The following is a 13724-nucleotide window of genomic DNA, read 5'->3' on the forward strand; positions in this document are numbered from 1 at the left end:
CGGCCCATTGAGCGGAGCCGCACCCCGGAGCGGGGTCGCTTTCAGGCGATGCCGAAGCCGCCATCGACAGGAAGGATCACGCCGGTGACGTAGCGCGCGTCATCCGAGCAGAGAAAGCGCACGACGCGCGCGACATCGTCGGGCATGCCCCATCGCTTCATCGGGAGGCGCGCCATGATCGCGGTGCTGCGTTCGGCATTGTCGATGGCGCCCGATGACAGCCGCGTCTTGATCCAGCCGGGCGCGACGGCATTCACGCGGACGCCATGCTCGGCGAGCGCGACCGCATACGAGCGCGTGAGACCCAGGATGCCCGCCTTGCTTGCCGCATACGCGGGGTTGTTCTTCGAGCCGAAGTAGCTCCACATCGATGCGACGTTGACCACCGCGCCCTGGCTTCGAACGATGCGGTCCTTGGCGATATGCGTGACGACCTGCGAACCGCACAAATTCACATCGATGACTTTCTTGAAGCCTTCGGGCACGAACTCGCGGCCTTCGTGAAGGATGATTCCCGCGCAATTCACGAGCACGTCGATCCGCTCGAGATCACCGAGTGCGGCCTCGACGTCGGCGCTCGACGTGACATCGGCTTTGCGAAACGTCATCGAGTCGGGGAGATCGCTGTCGGCGTCCATCCCGAGGCAGACGACCTTGCTGGTTTGCGCGAACGATTCGGCGATGGCGCGGCCGATCCCGGTGCCGCCGCCTGTGACAACTGCTACGGATTGCGTCATGGTGGTTAGGTTTGAGTCAAGGAAGATCGGCCGCGCGTCGGGCAGGGCGATGCGATGCCGATCGGGTTAGCAAGCATGCGTCGATGAAGTGCGTCATCGCGTCTTCATTGAAAATATATGATGCATGATGATGGATAAAGTAACAGCGGCAACCGAAGGCGGGCGATCGCGGTAAACCCTTGGTTTCGCGTCTTCGTCAAATAATGCATCATATATCCTATATCGATTTGAGCGTCGAAACCCATGCGGCCATGACGCGGATATCGGAAATCAGGATCGACTCAAGTGCACGGCGAGGGCCGTTGTCCGCGGCGCGTCACTCGATTCCGGTCAAGTCAGTTCGAATTCACTCAGGAGAATGTATGTCGACTGTGACTCAGGAGCGCCAGGGCGCGCTCTCGCCGAGCGAGCTCGCGCGGTTGCGCGAGAAGGCGCAATTCGTGCGGCTCGAGACGATTCGTCTCATCGAGATCGCGAAGACCGGACACTATTCATCGGTCTTTTCGTGCGCGGAGATCTTTTCGGCGCTCTACTACGACGTCATGTCGTTGCGCAAGAACGAACCCGCGTGGGCTGATCGCGATCGCTTCACGATGGGCAAGGGTCATGCGGCCGTGGGCCTGTTTCCGATTCTCGCCGACTACGGTTTTATCGATCGCGAGACGCTGGACGGCTATACCCGTCTCGGCAATCCGCTTGGGGATCATCCGGACATGACGAAGGTCGCCGGCATCGATTTCAGTTCGGGTTCGATCGGTCATGCGCTGTCCAACGGCGCGGGCATGGCCAAGGCCGCGCAGATGAATGCGCGCGCGTTCAAGGTCTTTACGTTGCTCGGCGACGGCGAGATGCAGGAAGGACAGGTCTGGGAAGCCGCGCTGTTCGCCGCGCATCACAAGCTGTCGAATCTGATCGCGATTGTCGATCGCAACGGCTACCAGCTCGACGGGAAGGTCGATGACGTGATCGGCATCGAATCGCTCGCGGATAAGTGGCGAGCCTTCGGTTGGGAGACGTATGAAGTCGACGGTCACGACCTGATGGCGCTCGTGCCGCTGTTGCGTCGGATCAAGCATGACAGCGCACGTCAAAAGCCTGCTTGCATCATCGCCAAGACGATCAAGGGCAAAGGCGTTTCCTATATGGAAACCGAGCCGGGCTGGCACCTCGGATACCTCGCACCGGATGACGGCCGGCGCGCGATCGAAGAAATCAAGAGCAAGGAAATCTGAACATGTCCAAACCGCAAAACCCGGAATCGTGGCAATACCGCGCGCTCAACGCGATCAATCCCGGCCTTGACTACCTATCGGATGCGCTGATCGGCCTCGTCGAAGAAGGCTATCCGATCGTCGCGGGATCGGCGGACCTCCAGTATTCGAACGGGCTCAACAAGTTCGCCCGCGCGTATCCGGACAAGTACGTGCAATTCGGCATATCCGAACAAAACATGGTGTCGGCCGCGGCAGGCATGGCGACGACCGGCGTGATTCCTTTCGTCGCGACGTTTGCGTCGTTTCTCGGGCTGCTGTGCTGCGAACAAATCCGCATGGACGTCGCGTATTGCAAGTTGCCTGTGCGCCTCATCGGCCATCACACGGGCATTTCGCTCGGATTCTATGGGACGTCGCATCATGCGACCGAAGATATCTCGACGATGCGCGCGCTGGCGAATCTGACGGTCATCTCGCCGGCCGACGGTGCGCAACTGGCTGCCGCGATCCGGGCGTCGGTGAACTGGCCCGACCCGATCTATTTCCGTATCGGCCGCGGACGTGATCCCAAGGTCTATGAAGACGATGTCACGTTCGTGATCGGTAAGGCGATCGAGCATCGCCGCGGCACGGACGCGACGATCATCGGTTGCGGCTGGCCCGTGCATGGCGCCTTGCAGGCCGCGGAAAGACTGGGGCTCGAAGGCAAGTCGATCGGCGTCATCGATATGCCGACGATCAAGCCGCTCGATCGCGAGGCCATCATCGCGGCCGCGCGCCGCTCGAAGATCCTGATCACGGTCGAGGAGCACAACGTGATCGGCGGGCTGGGCGCGGCCGTCGCGGAAGTCGTCGCGGATGAAGGTCTAGGCGTTCGCGTCGTGCGTCACGGGATCTATGACGAATACAGCCTTATCGCGCCGCCGACGCATCTCTATGCCCATTATCAGCTCGACGGACCCGGCATCGAGGAAGTCACGCGCCGCGCGCTGGCGAAAGTGAACTGATCGCTCTTTTACAGGGCCTGGCGCCGGCGCGCGGCAGGCTCGCTTGCGAGGATGCTTGATGTCGAATGCAGATGGTTGGCAGGAAGTATCGCTTCGTGATTCAGATCTTCTGAGGCATGAATGCTTGATAGGCGGGCAGTGGACGCATGCGGACGACGGGACATCGATCGTCGTCACGAATCCGGCCACGGGCGCGCATCTTGGGACGGTGCCGAGAATGGGCGCGACCGAGACCCGGCGCGCGATCGAAGCCGCATCGAAGGCGCTTGGCGCCTGGCGCGCGAAGACGGCAAAGGAACGTGCGGCGCTGTTACGCCGGTGGCATGACCTGATGCTCGCGTGTCGCGAGGATCTCGCCCTCATCATGACCGTCGAACAGGGCAAGCCTTTAGCCGAAAGCCGTGCGGAGATCGCGTATGCGGCATCGTTTATCGAATGGTTCGCTGAGGAGGCCAAGCGCGTCTACGGCGATACGATTCCGGGCCATGCGGCGGATAAGCGCATTGTCGTGATCAAACAGCCCATCGGGGTTTGCGCGGCGATTACGCCCTGGAATTTCCCCGCAGCGATGCTGACGCGCAAGCTCGGACCCGCACTCGCCGCCGGATGCACGATGGTGATCAAGCCCGCGAGTCAAACGCCGTTTTCGGCGTTGGCGCTCTGCGTGCTTGCCGAGCGCGCCGGGATCCCGGCGGGTGTGATTTCGTGTGTGACCGGATCGGCCGAAGCCATCGGCGCCGAGCTCACGGGCAATCCGATCGTCAAGAAGGTGTCGTTTACCGGTTCGACGGAGATCGGTAAGCGCTTGCTCGCGCAATGCGCGGCGACCGTGAAAAAGGCGTCGATGGAGCTCGGCGGCAATGCGCCGTTCATCGTGTTCGACGACGCCGATCTCGATGCGGCGGTGCAGGGCGCGATCGCATCGAAATACCGCAACGCGGGGCAGACCTGTGTCTGCGCGAATCGCTTTCTCGTGCAGGACGGGGTATATGACGCTTTCGTCGAGAAGCTGACTTCGAAGGTGCGCGCGCTGACGGTCGGCAATGGACTGGACGACACCGTGCAGATCGGTCCGCTGATCGATGCGAAGGCCGTCGCGAAAGTGGAAGAGCATGTGGAAGACGCGCTCGCGAAGGGCGCACGTGTGGTCACGGGCGGGACGCGGCACGACGCGGGCGAGAACTTCTACGAGCCGACCGTCATCACGGAAGCGCGCCGCGATATGAAGATCTTCGGCGAGGAGACCTTCGGACCCGTTGCTCCTGTGTTTCGCTTCCACACCGAAGACGAAGCGATCCGCCTGGCGAACGACACGGAGTTCGGCCTCGCGTCGTATTTCTATGGCCGCGATATCGGTCGTGTCTGGCGCGTCGCCGAAGCGCTCGACTATGGCATCGTCGGAATCAACGAGGGACTCATTTCGACCGAGGTCGCTCCGTTCGGCGGGGTCAAGGAAAGCGGGCTCGGCCGCGAGGGATCGAAGTACGGCATCGAAGACTATCTGGAGCTCAAATATCTGTGCATGGGCGGGATCGTTTGAACCGCATCGTGTGTAGGCCTTGCTCCATGCCTTGATCGAGCACGACCTTGCGTCGATGATCGATCGCTGAGCGCGGATGCTCCGGGCTTCCCGCCCGGATCGGGCGACCGGGTCGCGCCGTCGATGCGCGACCCGGTGTCGTTATGCAGCCTAAGCAGCCTGGGCAGGCTGAGGCGTTTCGAGGAAGGTCAGCGTGCGTCCTCGCGCGAGCGCCGCGCTATGCCGATGGAACGCAGGTCGCATCGGGCAGTTAAAGCCGTGTTCGGCATTCTCGTAAACATGGACCGCGACGTCCGGGCGACCGGTAAAGGTCTGCCGGATCGCTTCGACCGCCGTCTGCGGAATGTGTGCGTCACGCGCGCCGAAGTGAAAGAGCAGGGGCACGCGAATGTGCTCGGCTTGATCCAATATCGAATCGATGCCGCCCCCGTAGTACGCAACGGCTTTATCGACCGCGCCCGCCGCGGCAGCCTGATACGCAAGCCGCCCCCCCAGACAATAGCCGACCGCGGCAACGGATTCCCCCGGCGCGATCCGCGAGCGCAACGCGTGTGCAGTCAATCCGACATCGCCGGCGGCGCGCGCGATGTCGCACGCCTTCATCAAGGCGAACGCACGCGTGCGATCCGCATCGGAATAGCCGAGGCTGACGCGCGGTTCGCTGCGCCAAAACAAATCGGGCGCCAAAACCGTATAGCCGTCCGATGCGTAGTGTTCGGCAACTTCACGAATGTGATCGTTGACGCCGAAGATCTCTTGAATCAGCACGATCCCCGGACCGGATCGCTCGCCGGAACGAGGCAGCGCAAGGTAGGCGCTGAACGTGCCCTCGTCGGTTTGAATGTCGATCCACTTCGATGGTGAATTCACGAAACGCTCCACGTGGTTAGAAAAAATATTGCGCGTCAGCGCGGCGCTCGCGCGATGTTCTATGGGATCGATGACCGAAATAAGGTTTGGACGATGCCGCGCTGCGGCGCGTCTTTTAAGTGTCCAAAACATTCACGACTGCTCGGTCATCTTTTGTAATGCATAGGGTATCGACATGCTGAATCGGAATCGTCTGCGATCTGAAACACCTTCTGGCAAGGCTCGCGACGCCGGATCGCCGGTTGAGGATGGTGTCGGCCGCACGCGTGTGCGGCAAGGGGCGATAAGAAAAAGAGATTGGATTCGCAGGCATTGCGCAACGACCGTCATCTCATCGTATAGGATATAAAATGTATCATATATCCGAAATCATAAGACGACGAATGTCGATCTGCCGCGGCCCAAAGGCGACCCAAAGGTAAGCCAAGCGCAACCCGAAGGCGCCGCTAAGGCAGCACGGACGACACCCTTCGAATACAGGAGACATGCATGAAATTGAGCTTGCGTCATCTTCGCGCGCCTATCGTGTTCGGCCTTATGGCGATCGCGTCGCTTTCCGTCCATGCCAAGGACGAGATCTATTCGATGTTGCCGAACACGGCCTTGTCGGGCGTCATCGACCCGGATATGCCGGACCGCACGGACATCAAGAAAGCGTGGCCCAAGAAGCCCGGCGATCCCGCGCATCTGAAGATCGGTTGGGCCGAGATTTCGCTTGGCAATCCGTGGTGGGTCGGCCTTGCGAACAAAGTGCGTCAGACCTCCGCCGAATACGGGTTCGATACCGATATCGAGGTCGCCGATTTCGATCTTCAACGTCAATGCTCGCAGATCGATAGTTTCGTCACGCGGAAGATGGATGTGATCGTGGTCGACCCGACCGACGTCGCGGGCGTCGCGAAGTGCATCAATCGCGCCGTCGATGCGGGTATTCCCGTCGTCACCGTGGGGTCCGTGCCGGATCCCAGTGCGCGGATTCTCACGACCATCACGCCCAATCCTTACGAGAGCGGATTCGGGGTCGGACAGTACGTCGCCAAGCACGCAGGGAAGGATCGCCAGATCACGGCCGCGGTGATTATTTCGAGTCTTAGCAATTCGACGTCGGAAAGCCGCGTCAATGGCATGGTGTCGGGCATCGTCTACGAACGCATGAAGGATGCTGATCCGAATGCCAAGAAAAGCGATGCGATGTTGCGCGGCTTCAATCTGTTCGAACAGCTCAAGAAGTCCGGCAAGTTCGACGACGCGCAACTGAAATTCAAAATCGTCGGCATCGGCATTGGCCGGTTGACTCAGGAAGCGGGGCTTGCCGCCGCCGAAGATCTGCTTTCGGCGCATGCCGCGGAGATGAACTACATCCTCGCGGACAACGACTCGCTGGCGCTTGGCGCGATGCGCGCGGTCAAGAATGCCGGGAAACACGATGCGATCCAGATCGCGGCGCCGGCCGACGGCTTGCGGATCGCGCTCGAGCAAGTCAAGGCGGGCAACTTGCTGACGACGGGCATGTTCTCGGGCGATGAGTGCGGTGCGGCCGCAGTCGAGTTCATCCATAACATCTTCTATGGCGGGCTCGACGCGAGCAATCTGCCGATGGGCTCCTATTTTCCCGCGGGTGTCATCACCAAGGAGAACGTGGATCAGTTGATCGACCCGGACAAGAGCGACACCTTCTACAAGTACACGATCCCGCCGGTGAAGTCGATTCCGCAGATCAAGAGCGAACTCAGCAAGGGCTGAAGCGCGCGTGAGGCAGGGAGGCCGACACGGCCTCTCGCATCGCCCGACGGCATGCGTCGGCACGCACACGACGGACATGGACGACACGATGAACAATCATTTGGCGATGCGGGGCATCAGCAAGCGCTTCGGCGGCTTGCAGGCGCTTCGCACGGTCAACCTCGCCGCGCAGGGGGGACAGGTTCACGCCTTGATGGGAGAGAATGGCGCCGGAAAATCGACGCTCATGAAAATCCTTTCGGGCGCGTATCGACCCGATGAAGGCGACATCGAGCTGGGCGGCGAAACGCTGGCGATCGATTCGCCTCATGCCGCTCGCGGGTACGGCATTTCCGTGATCTACCAGGAGTTTTCTCTCGCGAAGCATTTGTCGGTCGCCGAGAACATCTATCTGGACGATCTTGCGCAGGGCGCGTCGATCATCCCTTGGCGGCGTCTGCGAGCGCGTGCGAAGCAGCAGCTCGACGCGCTTGGCTTCGGCGAGCTCGATGTCACGCGGCCCGTATCCGATCTCTCGGTCGCGGAGCAGCAAGTCGTCGAAATCAGCAAGGCGCTTTCGCGATCTTCGCGCGTGCTGGTGTTCGACGAACCGACGGCGGTGTTGACCGATCGAGAAACAAAGCGATTATTCGAGCTGATCGCGAAACTGCGGCGCGATGGCGTATGCATCATCTATATCTCGCATCGTCTCGAGGAGATCTTCTCGATCTGCGACGTGGCGACGGTGCTCAAGGATGGACGGGATGTCGCGACCGTCAGGATCTCCGACACGAATGAAACGGCGCTCGTGCGCCTGATGGTCGGGCGCGAGCTGGGTGACTTGTTTCCGCCGCGTCACGCGACGATCGGGCAACGCGTGCTCGAAGTCCGCAATCTCGATGCGAAGGCGCGCGTGCGCAACGTCACCTTCGATGTGCATGCGGGCGAGGTGCTCGGGTTCAGCGGTCTGGTCGGTGCGGGCCGTACGGAGACGGTTCGCGCCGTATTCGGCGCCGATCGACGCGATGGCGGCGACATTCTGCTGGACGGTAAGCCGATCGCGCACCGCTCACCGAGGCAAGGCGCGATGTCGGGTATCGGCATGTTGCCGGAAGACCGCAAGCAGCAGGGGGTGCTGCTCAATCTTTCGATCCGCGCGAACGCGATGATGACGCCTCGCAATCGATTCGCGCGTGGAGGATGGCTGCTCGCGCGACGCGCCGAGGCACGCGAGACGCAGCGGCTGATCGGTGCCTTGCGCGTCAAGACGCAAAGCATGGAAGACCCCGTGTCGAGCCTCTCGGGAGGCAATCAGCAAAAGGTCGCGCTGATGAAATGGGTCTCGTCGGGATGCCGTGTGCTGATTCTCGATGAACCGACACGCGGCGTCGATGTCGGGGCCAAGATCGAGATTTATCAAATCATCAATCAGCTGGCGGAACAAGGGGTGGCCGTGATCGTCGTGTCTTCGGATATGCCGGAGATCATCGGTTTGTGTGATCGGGTGCTGGTCATGCGAATGGGAGAAATCGCAGGTGAATTGCGCGGTGCCGACATCAACGAGCATGCCTTGATCGCCTTGTCGATGGGGGTCAAATGATGGAGTCCACAATGCCGCTCGCAAAGCGCTATTCGCCGCTTATCAAGAGCTTGGTCCGTTACAACGCGGTCATCATGCTCGTCATTCTGTTCGCGGCATCGAGTGCGATGTCGGATGCCTTCTTGAGCGAGGGCAATCTCTTCAATCTGTTACGGCAATTGGCACCGCTGTTGCTTGCGAGCATCGGCATGTTGATCGTCATGAACACGGGCGGAATCGATCTCGCGGTCGGATCGATCGCCGCCGCGGCCGGTCTGCTGCTTCCGATGAGCTTGGCGTTCATGCCGAGCCAGGGCGCGATTGGGTTGATCGGCGCGTTGATGTGCGCCATCGCGCTCGGGGCCGCATTCGGCGTCGTCAATGGCCTGTTGGTCACCGCGTTCGGTCTCGCGCCGTTTATCGTGACGCTCGCGATGATGACGGTGATCCGCGGCATCACGTACATGATGTCGAACGGCCAGCCTGTCGAGATGCCCGATGGCACGGCCGCATCGGACATCCTCAACACGTTCGGCAGCGGCGGCGTGACAGGCATTCACGTGCCTTGGCCCGTGCTGCTGGCGATCGTAATGGTGGCGATCTTTTACTTCGTCATGCATCACACCGTGTTCGGGCGCATGGTCATCGCGACCGGCAGCAACGAGACGGCCGTGCGTCTCGCCGGCATCTCCGAGAAGCGGTACAAGTTCATCGTCTATGTCATTTCGGGCGCGCTCGGCAGTCTGGCCGGCGTGATCTATACGTCGCGCACGGGGACGGGCGTTCCCGTCACCGGCGTCGGACTCGAACTCGACGCGATCGCCGCATGCGTGATCGGCGGCGCGCTGCTTTCGGGCGGAAAAGGCACGGTGCTCAATATGGTCGTCGGCGTGCTCGTGCTCGGCTTGATCGGCAACGTCATGAACCTGCTGAGCGTGCCGAACTACCCGCAACAAATCATCAAAGGTTTGATCATCATTTTCGCGGTCATGTTGCAGCGACTCGGACAACGGACCGCGTAAATCATCTTTCACGCGCAATGACGTTCATGGAGAAGGATTTGAATCTGGGTGTGCAGACGATGCGTTATATCGATCACGGCGTGGGTGGGGCTCCCGATTGCATGCGCATTGCGCAGCGGGCGCGCCCGTCGCCCGGCGAAGGCGAAGTGCTTATCGAAGTCGCGTACGCCGGGGTCAATCGGCCGGACGTGCTGCAGCGAAGCGGATCCTATCCGCCTCCGCCGGGCGCGTCGCCTTGGCTGGGCCTCGAGGTGTCCGGAAGGATCGCAGCGGTTGGCGGCGGCGTCACGCGCTGGCGGGTCGGCGACGAAGTCTGCGCGCTCGTACCGGGCGGCGGCTATGCCGACTATTGCGTGACGCATGCGTCGCATTGCTTGCCGGTGCCTGGCGGCCTGAGCTTGTTGCAGGCAGCCCTGTTGCCCGAAACCTATTTCACTGTCTGGACCAATGTGTTCGAACGAGGGCGCTTGGCGCAAGGCGAGACGTTGCTCGTGCACGGCGGTTCGAGCGGCATCGGGCTGACCGCGATACAGCTTGCGCATGCGCGCGGCGCGCGTGTGCTGACTACCGTCGGTAACGATGCGAAAGCGCAAGCCTGTCTGGCGGCCGGTGCGGAGCGCGCGATTCGGCATCGCGACGAAGACTTCGTGGCCGTGGTGCAAGAACTCACGGGCGGCGCGGGCGTCAACCTGATTCTCGATATGGTCGGGGGCGAATACGTCGCGAGAAATCTCCGCGCGCTCGCGCTCGAAGGACGCTTGGTCCAGATCGCGTTCCTCGAGGGGAGCACCGTGAATATCGACATGACGCCCATCATGCTCAAGCGCCTGACGGTGACCGGGTCCACGTTGCGCGCGCGTACCGTGCAGCAAAAAGCTGACATCGCGGCGGCGCTCGAACAGCAGGTCTGGCCGGTGCTCACGGCAGGCAAAGCGCTGCCGGTCATTCACGAAGTGCTGTCGCTCGACGAGGCGCCGGCCGCGCACCGGCTGATGGAGTCCGGTGTTCATATCGGAAAAATCGCGCTCAAAGTGCATTGAGCGGTGGGCTCCGGCTTTCAAGGCCATGTTCGAATGGATCTAAATACAAGCCGATCGGCTTGAGGGAACACTCAATGAAACTCGCGGAATTGTTCGACATCAAGGACCAGGTTGTTCTGGTCACGGGCGGTGCCAGCGGCATCGGATTGGGGTATTGCGAGATTCTGGCCGAAGCAGGGGCGCGCGTGATCATGTCGGACATCGATCACGACGCGCTGACGCGGGAATCGGCACGGCTGCGCTCGGAGGGTTTCGAGGTCGAGCCTTTGCCGCTGGATGTCACGGACTCGGCTGCGCTGGATGCCGCCGTCGCGTCGATCGTCGCGGCGCATGGCACGCTCGATACGGTGTTTATCAACGCGGGCATCGGCGGCGGCTTGGGTTTCGTGCGCCCAGGCGGCGCGCTCGAGGATTCCGATGTCGATCACTTCGACAGGGTCATGGCCATGAATATGCGGACCGTGTTCCAAAGCATGCGCGCGGTCAGCGCGACGATGAAGCGGCAGAAGCACGGCCGCATCATCGTGACGGGATCGTATGCGGGGCTCCGTTCCTCTCCGGACATGTCGTATTCGTATGTGGCGAGCAAGACTGCGGTCACGGGCCTCGTGCGACAGGCGGCGCTTGAATTTGCGCCGTTCAATGTGTTGGTCAACGGCATCGCGCCCGGACCCATCACGACGAATATCAGCGGCGGCCGGCTGAAAAACGATCAAGGCATTCGCGCGCGCACGGTCGTCAATGTGCCGCTTGGACGCATCGGCGAGCCGGACGATCTCAAGGGCCTCGCGCTGCTTCTCGCCTCGCCGGCGTCGGGCTTCATCACGGGCGCATTGATCTCTGTCGACGGCGGGAAATCGGCGACGTAATCGCGTAACGCGAGCCCATGTCGCGGGGGCAACGATACGGCGCCGAGCCTGCCGATCACGCGCGATATCCCGCCGTATCCCGCGATACCGCACGACACCCCGCGCTCATCATGCGCGATCTTGATCGAGGAGGATCTGATGCCCGGAATTCGATTGACGGTCTCGGGAAGCGAGCGACCCGAGCTGACCGAAAGGCTGGCGACCGAACTGACGCAATTGACGTGCGAGGTGCTGAGCAAGCGGCCCGCCAAGATGGCCGTCATCGTCGAGTATGTGCCGCATGCGCAGTGGTTCATCGACAATCGGTCGCTCGTCGCGCATGGCAAGAACGCGTTTCAACTGGTCTTGACGATCACGCAGCACACGAATATCCGCGAGGAGAAAGCCGAGTATCACCGCAAGGCGTTCGAATTGCTCTCGACGCTGATCGGCGACGTCCATCCGCATTCGAATATTCATGTCGTCGAGTGCGATGCGGTCGGATATGGATTCGGCGGCGTCACGCTCGAATGGCGGATTCATCACGGCGACGGTGCGGTGCCGGCCTGAGGCGGCACGATGGATCGAATGGATGCCCGAACCTCGCGACGGACCGTTTCGTATCGGTCGGCGCGAGACACTGATTCACCTTGACAGGAGTCTGCGATGCCTGGAATTCGCTTGACGGTCTCTGGCCGTGAACAACCGGAATTGACTGAAAAACTTGCGACCGAGTTGACCCGGTTGACGTGCGACGTGCTTGCCAAATTGCCGTCGAAAATGGCAGTGTTCATCGAATATATTCCACACGCGCAGTGGTTTATCGACAACCGCTCGCTTGCGGCGCACGGGAAGAACGCGTTTCAGCTCGAACTCACGATCACGCAGCACACGAACACGCGTGAGCAAAAGGCGGAATACCACCGCAAGGCGTTCGATCTGCTGGCGTCGCTGATCGGCAATCTTCATCCGCATTCGAACATCAACGTGATCGACTGTGATGCGACAGGCTACGGATTCGGCGGACTCACGCGCGAGTGGAAAATACATCGCGGACCGAGCGCGGCCGTTTGACGTCCACGCGCGGATCCAGGCGATCGGTCGCGATCGAAGGAACGCGTGAACGCCCGCTTACGGATCCATCCCGTCATACCGGTAAGCCTGGATATGCGTAAACAACGCGTGCGCGGCCGGCGACAATTCTCGTTCGGGTCGCTTGATCAGATAGAGCTTGCGTTCGACGACGGGTTCGATCAGCGGCCGGTACGTGAGATGCGGATGATCGGGCGCCGGCCATGCGAGACCCGGCAGCGGCGCGGCGCCCAGATCCGCCTCGACGAGCGCGAGGATCGTGGCGGGATGCTCGGCTTCGTACGGCGCCATGATCTCGACGCGATAGTCGGGCAGGCGATGACTCATCTCGGCGCGTACGCCGGTATCGGAGCTCATGGCAATCAGAGCGGTCTTCGCGGCCTCTCGCCACGTGACGGTCGACGAAGCCGCGAGCGGGTGTTCGCGCCGCATCACGAGCGCGAAGCGATCGACGGTCAGCAGGCTCGCATTGAGATCCGGGTCGTCGGCGGAAATATTGGCGATCGCAATGTCGGCCTGCCCGGTCATGATCGCGTGCCGGATACGTTCGAGCGACAGTTCCTTGAGCGTGACGTCGGTGTTCGGATAGAGCTCGCGAAAACCCCGCAGCATTCTCGGCATAAAACGTAATGCGATCGACGGCAAGCAGGCGACGGACACATGTCCGCGCTTGTGGTGCCGCAGATCCTGCAGATGGCTCAATTCCCGTTCGAGATTGTCGACCGCGCGCTGTATGCCGGGCAGACATTCCTCGCCAATTTTGCTCAATCGCACGTTCCGCGTGGACCGATCGAGCAGCTTCACGCCGACCAGACTTTCGAACTGCTGCACCGCCTGGCTGAGCGCCGATTGAGACAGGCCGAGCTCCTTTGCCGCGCGCCCGAAGCTTCCGAGCCGCGCGATCGAAATGATGACCTTGAGCTGTCTGAGCGACACGTTGACGGGCGGAGGGCTCATTTCATTTATCAGTTTTGCCGAAAAATTTATCACTGATCGATGTATATCTAATAAAAAATTGTCTGGCTAGCATCGTTTCCAAAGCAGCACATCCAG

13 protein-coding genes are annotated in these 13724 nt (G+C 61.2%); 10 read left to right on the top strand and 3 right to left on the bottom strand.

Features of this window, described 5'->3' with window-relative positions; translation table 11 throughout:
* Nucleotides 1–41: 41 nt before the first annotated feature.
* Entirely contained in the window at nt 42–737 is a 696-nt protein-coding gene (locus D7S86_RS07365) for an SDR family NAD(P)-dependent oxidoreductase (protein WP_121085023.1), read from the bottom strand.
* A 362-nt stretch (nt 738–1099) separates the two neighbouring features.
* On the opposite strand from D7S86_RS07365, the gene D7S86_RS07370 reads away from it, so the two are divergent.
* The 3 genes from D7S86_RS07370 to gabD are packed head-to-tail and all read left to right on the top strand — an operon-like array spanning nt 1100 to nt 4498.
* A complete protein-coding gene (locus tag D7S86_RS07370) occupies nt 1100–1969 on the top strand; it encodes a transketolase (protein ID WP_121085025.1) in 870 nt (289 codons plus the stop codon).
* A 2-nt stretch (nt 1970–1971) separates the two neighbouring features.
* On the top strand, nt 1972–2958 hold the full coding sequence (locus tag D7S86_RS07375; RefSeq protein ID WP_121085027.1) for a transketolase family protein: 987 nt from the start codon (nt 1972–1974) through the stop codon (nt 2956–2958).
* A 58-nt stretch (nt 2959–3016) separates the two neighbouring features.
* Complete coding sequence (gabD, locus tag D7S86_RS07380; RefSeq protein WP_121085029.1) at nt 3017–4498, top strand: NADP-dependent succinate-semialdehyde dehydrogenase; 1482 nt, start codon at nt 3017–3019, stop codon at nt 4496–4498.
* A 150-nt stretch (nt 4499–4648) separates the two neighbouring features.
* On the opposite strand, the gene D7S86_RS07385 is transcribed toward gabD, so the two are convergent.
* The gene (locus D7S86_RS07385; protein WP_121085270.1) at nt 4649–5368 is read right to left on the bottom strand and encodes a dienelactone hydrolase family protein; all 720 of its coding nucleotides are present in this window, start codon (nt 5366–5368) and stop codon (nt 4649–4651) included.
* Nucleotides 5369–5857: 489 nt separating this feature from the next.
* Between D7S86_RS07385 and D7S86_RS07390 the strand changes: the two genes are divergently transcribed.
* The 7 genes from D7S86_RS07390 (at nt 5858) to D7S86_RS07420 (ending at nt 12653) form a co-directional block, all read left to right on the top strand.
* Complete coding sequence (locus tag D7S86_RS07390) at nt 5858–7111, top strand: sugar ABC transporter substrate-binding protein (protein WP_121085031.1); 1254 nt, start codon at nt 5858–5860, stop codon at nt 7109–7111.
* 88 nt (nt 7112–7199) lie between these two features.
* A complete protein-coding gene (locus tag D7S86_RS07395) occupies nt 7200–8690 on the top strand; it encodes a sugar ABC transporter ATP-binding protein (RefSeq protein WP_121085271.1) in 1491 nt (496 codons plus the stop codon).
* Between the two features lie 11 nt (nt 8691–8701).
* A complete protein-coding gene (locus tag D7S86_RS07400) occupies nt 8702–9691 on the top strand; it encodes an ABC transporter permease (RefSeq protein ID WP_121085033.1) in 990 nt (329 codons plus the stop codon).
* Nucleotides 9692–9717: 26 nt separating this feature from the next.
* Nucleotides 9718–10731, top strand: coding sequence for an NAD(P)H-quinone oxidoreductase (locus D7S86_RS07405; protein ID WP_240648027.1), 1014 nt, complete (start codon nt 9718–9720; stop codon nt 10729–10731).
* Between the two features lie 74 nt (nt 10732–10805).
* Nucleotides 10806–11600, top strand: coding sequence for an SDR family NAD(P)-dependent oxidoreductase (locus tag D7S86_RS07410; RefSeq protein ID WP_121085035.1), 795 nt, complete (start codon nt 10806–10808; stop codon nt 11598–11600).
* A 138-nt stretch (nt 11601–11738) separates the two neighbouring features.
* On the top strand, nt 11739–12149 hold the full coding sequence (locus D7S86_RS07415; RefSeq protein WP_121085036.1) for a tautomerase family protein: 411 nt from the start codon (nt 11739–11741) through the stop codon (nt 12147–12149).
* Nucleotides 12150–12245: 96 nt separating this feature from the next.
* Nucleotides 12246–12653 (top strand): tautomerase family protein, encoded by a 408-nt coding sequence (locus D7S86_RS07420; RefSeq protein WP_121085038.1) that lies wholly within the window; start codon nt 12246–12248, stop codon nt 12651–12653.
* Nucleotides 12654–12710: 57 nt separating this feature from the next.
* Here D7S86_RS07420 and D7S86_RS07425 read toward each other — a convergent pair whose 3' ends face one another.
* On the bottom strand, nt 12711–13628 hold the full coding sequence (locus D7S86_RS07425) for a LysR family transcriptional regulator (protein WP_121085040.1): 918 nt from the start codon (nt 13626–13628) through the stop codon (nt 12711–12713).
* Between the last annotated feature and the right edge of the window lie 96 nt (nt 13629–13724).

This window comes from Pararobbsia silviterrae (assembly GCF_003628125.1).
In the GTDB taxonomy this organism is placed as follows: Bacteria; Pseudomonadota; Gammaproteobacteria; order Burkholderiales; family Burkholderiaceae; genus Pararobbsia; species Pararobbsia silviterrae.

Excerpts from the sequence above, each read along its gene's own strand:
- D7S86_RS07425 (WP_121085040.1), bottom strand. The coding sequence starts at position 13,628 with ATGAGCCCTCCGCCCGTCAACGTGTCGCTCAGACAGCTCAAGGTCATC.
- D7S86_RS07395 (WP_121085271.1), top strand. The coding sequence starts at position 7,200 with ATGAACAATCATTTGGCGATGCGGGGCATCAGCAAGCGCTTCGGCGGC.
- gabD (WP_121085029.1), top strand. The coding sequence starts at position 3,017 with ATGTCGAATGCAGATGGTTGGCAGGAAGTATCGCTTCGTGATTCAGAT.
- D7S86_RS07410 (WP_121085035.1), top strand. The coding sequence starts at position 10,806 with ATGAAACTCGCGGAATTGTTCGACATCAAGGACCAGGTTGTTCTGGTC.
- D7S86_RS07405 (WP_240648027.1), top strand. The coding sequence starts at position 9,718 with ATGGAGAAGGATTTGAATCTGGGTGTGCAGACGATGCGTTATATCGAT.
- D7S86_RS07400 (WP_121085033.1), top strand. The coding sequence starts at position 8,702 with ATGCCGCTCGCAAAGCGCTATTCGCCGCTTATCAAGAGCTTGGTCCGT.
- D7S86_RS07420 (WP_121085038.1), top strand. The coding sequence starts at position 12,246 with ATGCCTGGAATTCGCTTGACGGTCTCTGGCCGTGAACAACCGGAATTG.
- D7S86_RS07415 (WP_121085036.1), top strand. The coding sequence starts at position 11,739 with ATGCCCGGAATTCGATTGACGGTCTCGGGAAGCGAGCGACCCGAGCTG.
- D7S86_RS07370 (WP_121085025.1), top strand. The coding sequence starts at position 1,100 with ATGTCGACTGTGACTCAGGAGCGCCAGGGCGCGCTCTCGCCGAGCGAG.
- D7S86_RS07390 (WP_121085031.1), top strand. The coding sequence starts at position 5,858 with ATGAAATTGAGCTTGCGTCATCTTCGCGCGCCTATCGTGTTCGGCCTT.
- D7S86_RS07365 (WP_121085023.1), bottom strand. The coding sequence starts at position 737 with ATGACGCAATCCGTAGCAGTTGTCACAGGCGGCGGCACCGGGATCGGC.
- D7S86_RS07375 (WP_121085027.1), top strand. The coding sequence starts at position 1,972 with ATGTCCAAACCGCAAAACCCGGAATCGTGGCAATACCGCGCGCTCAAC.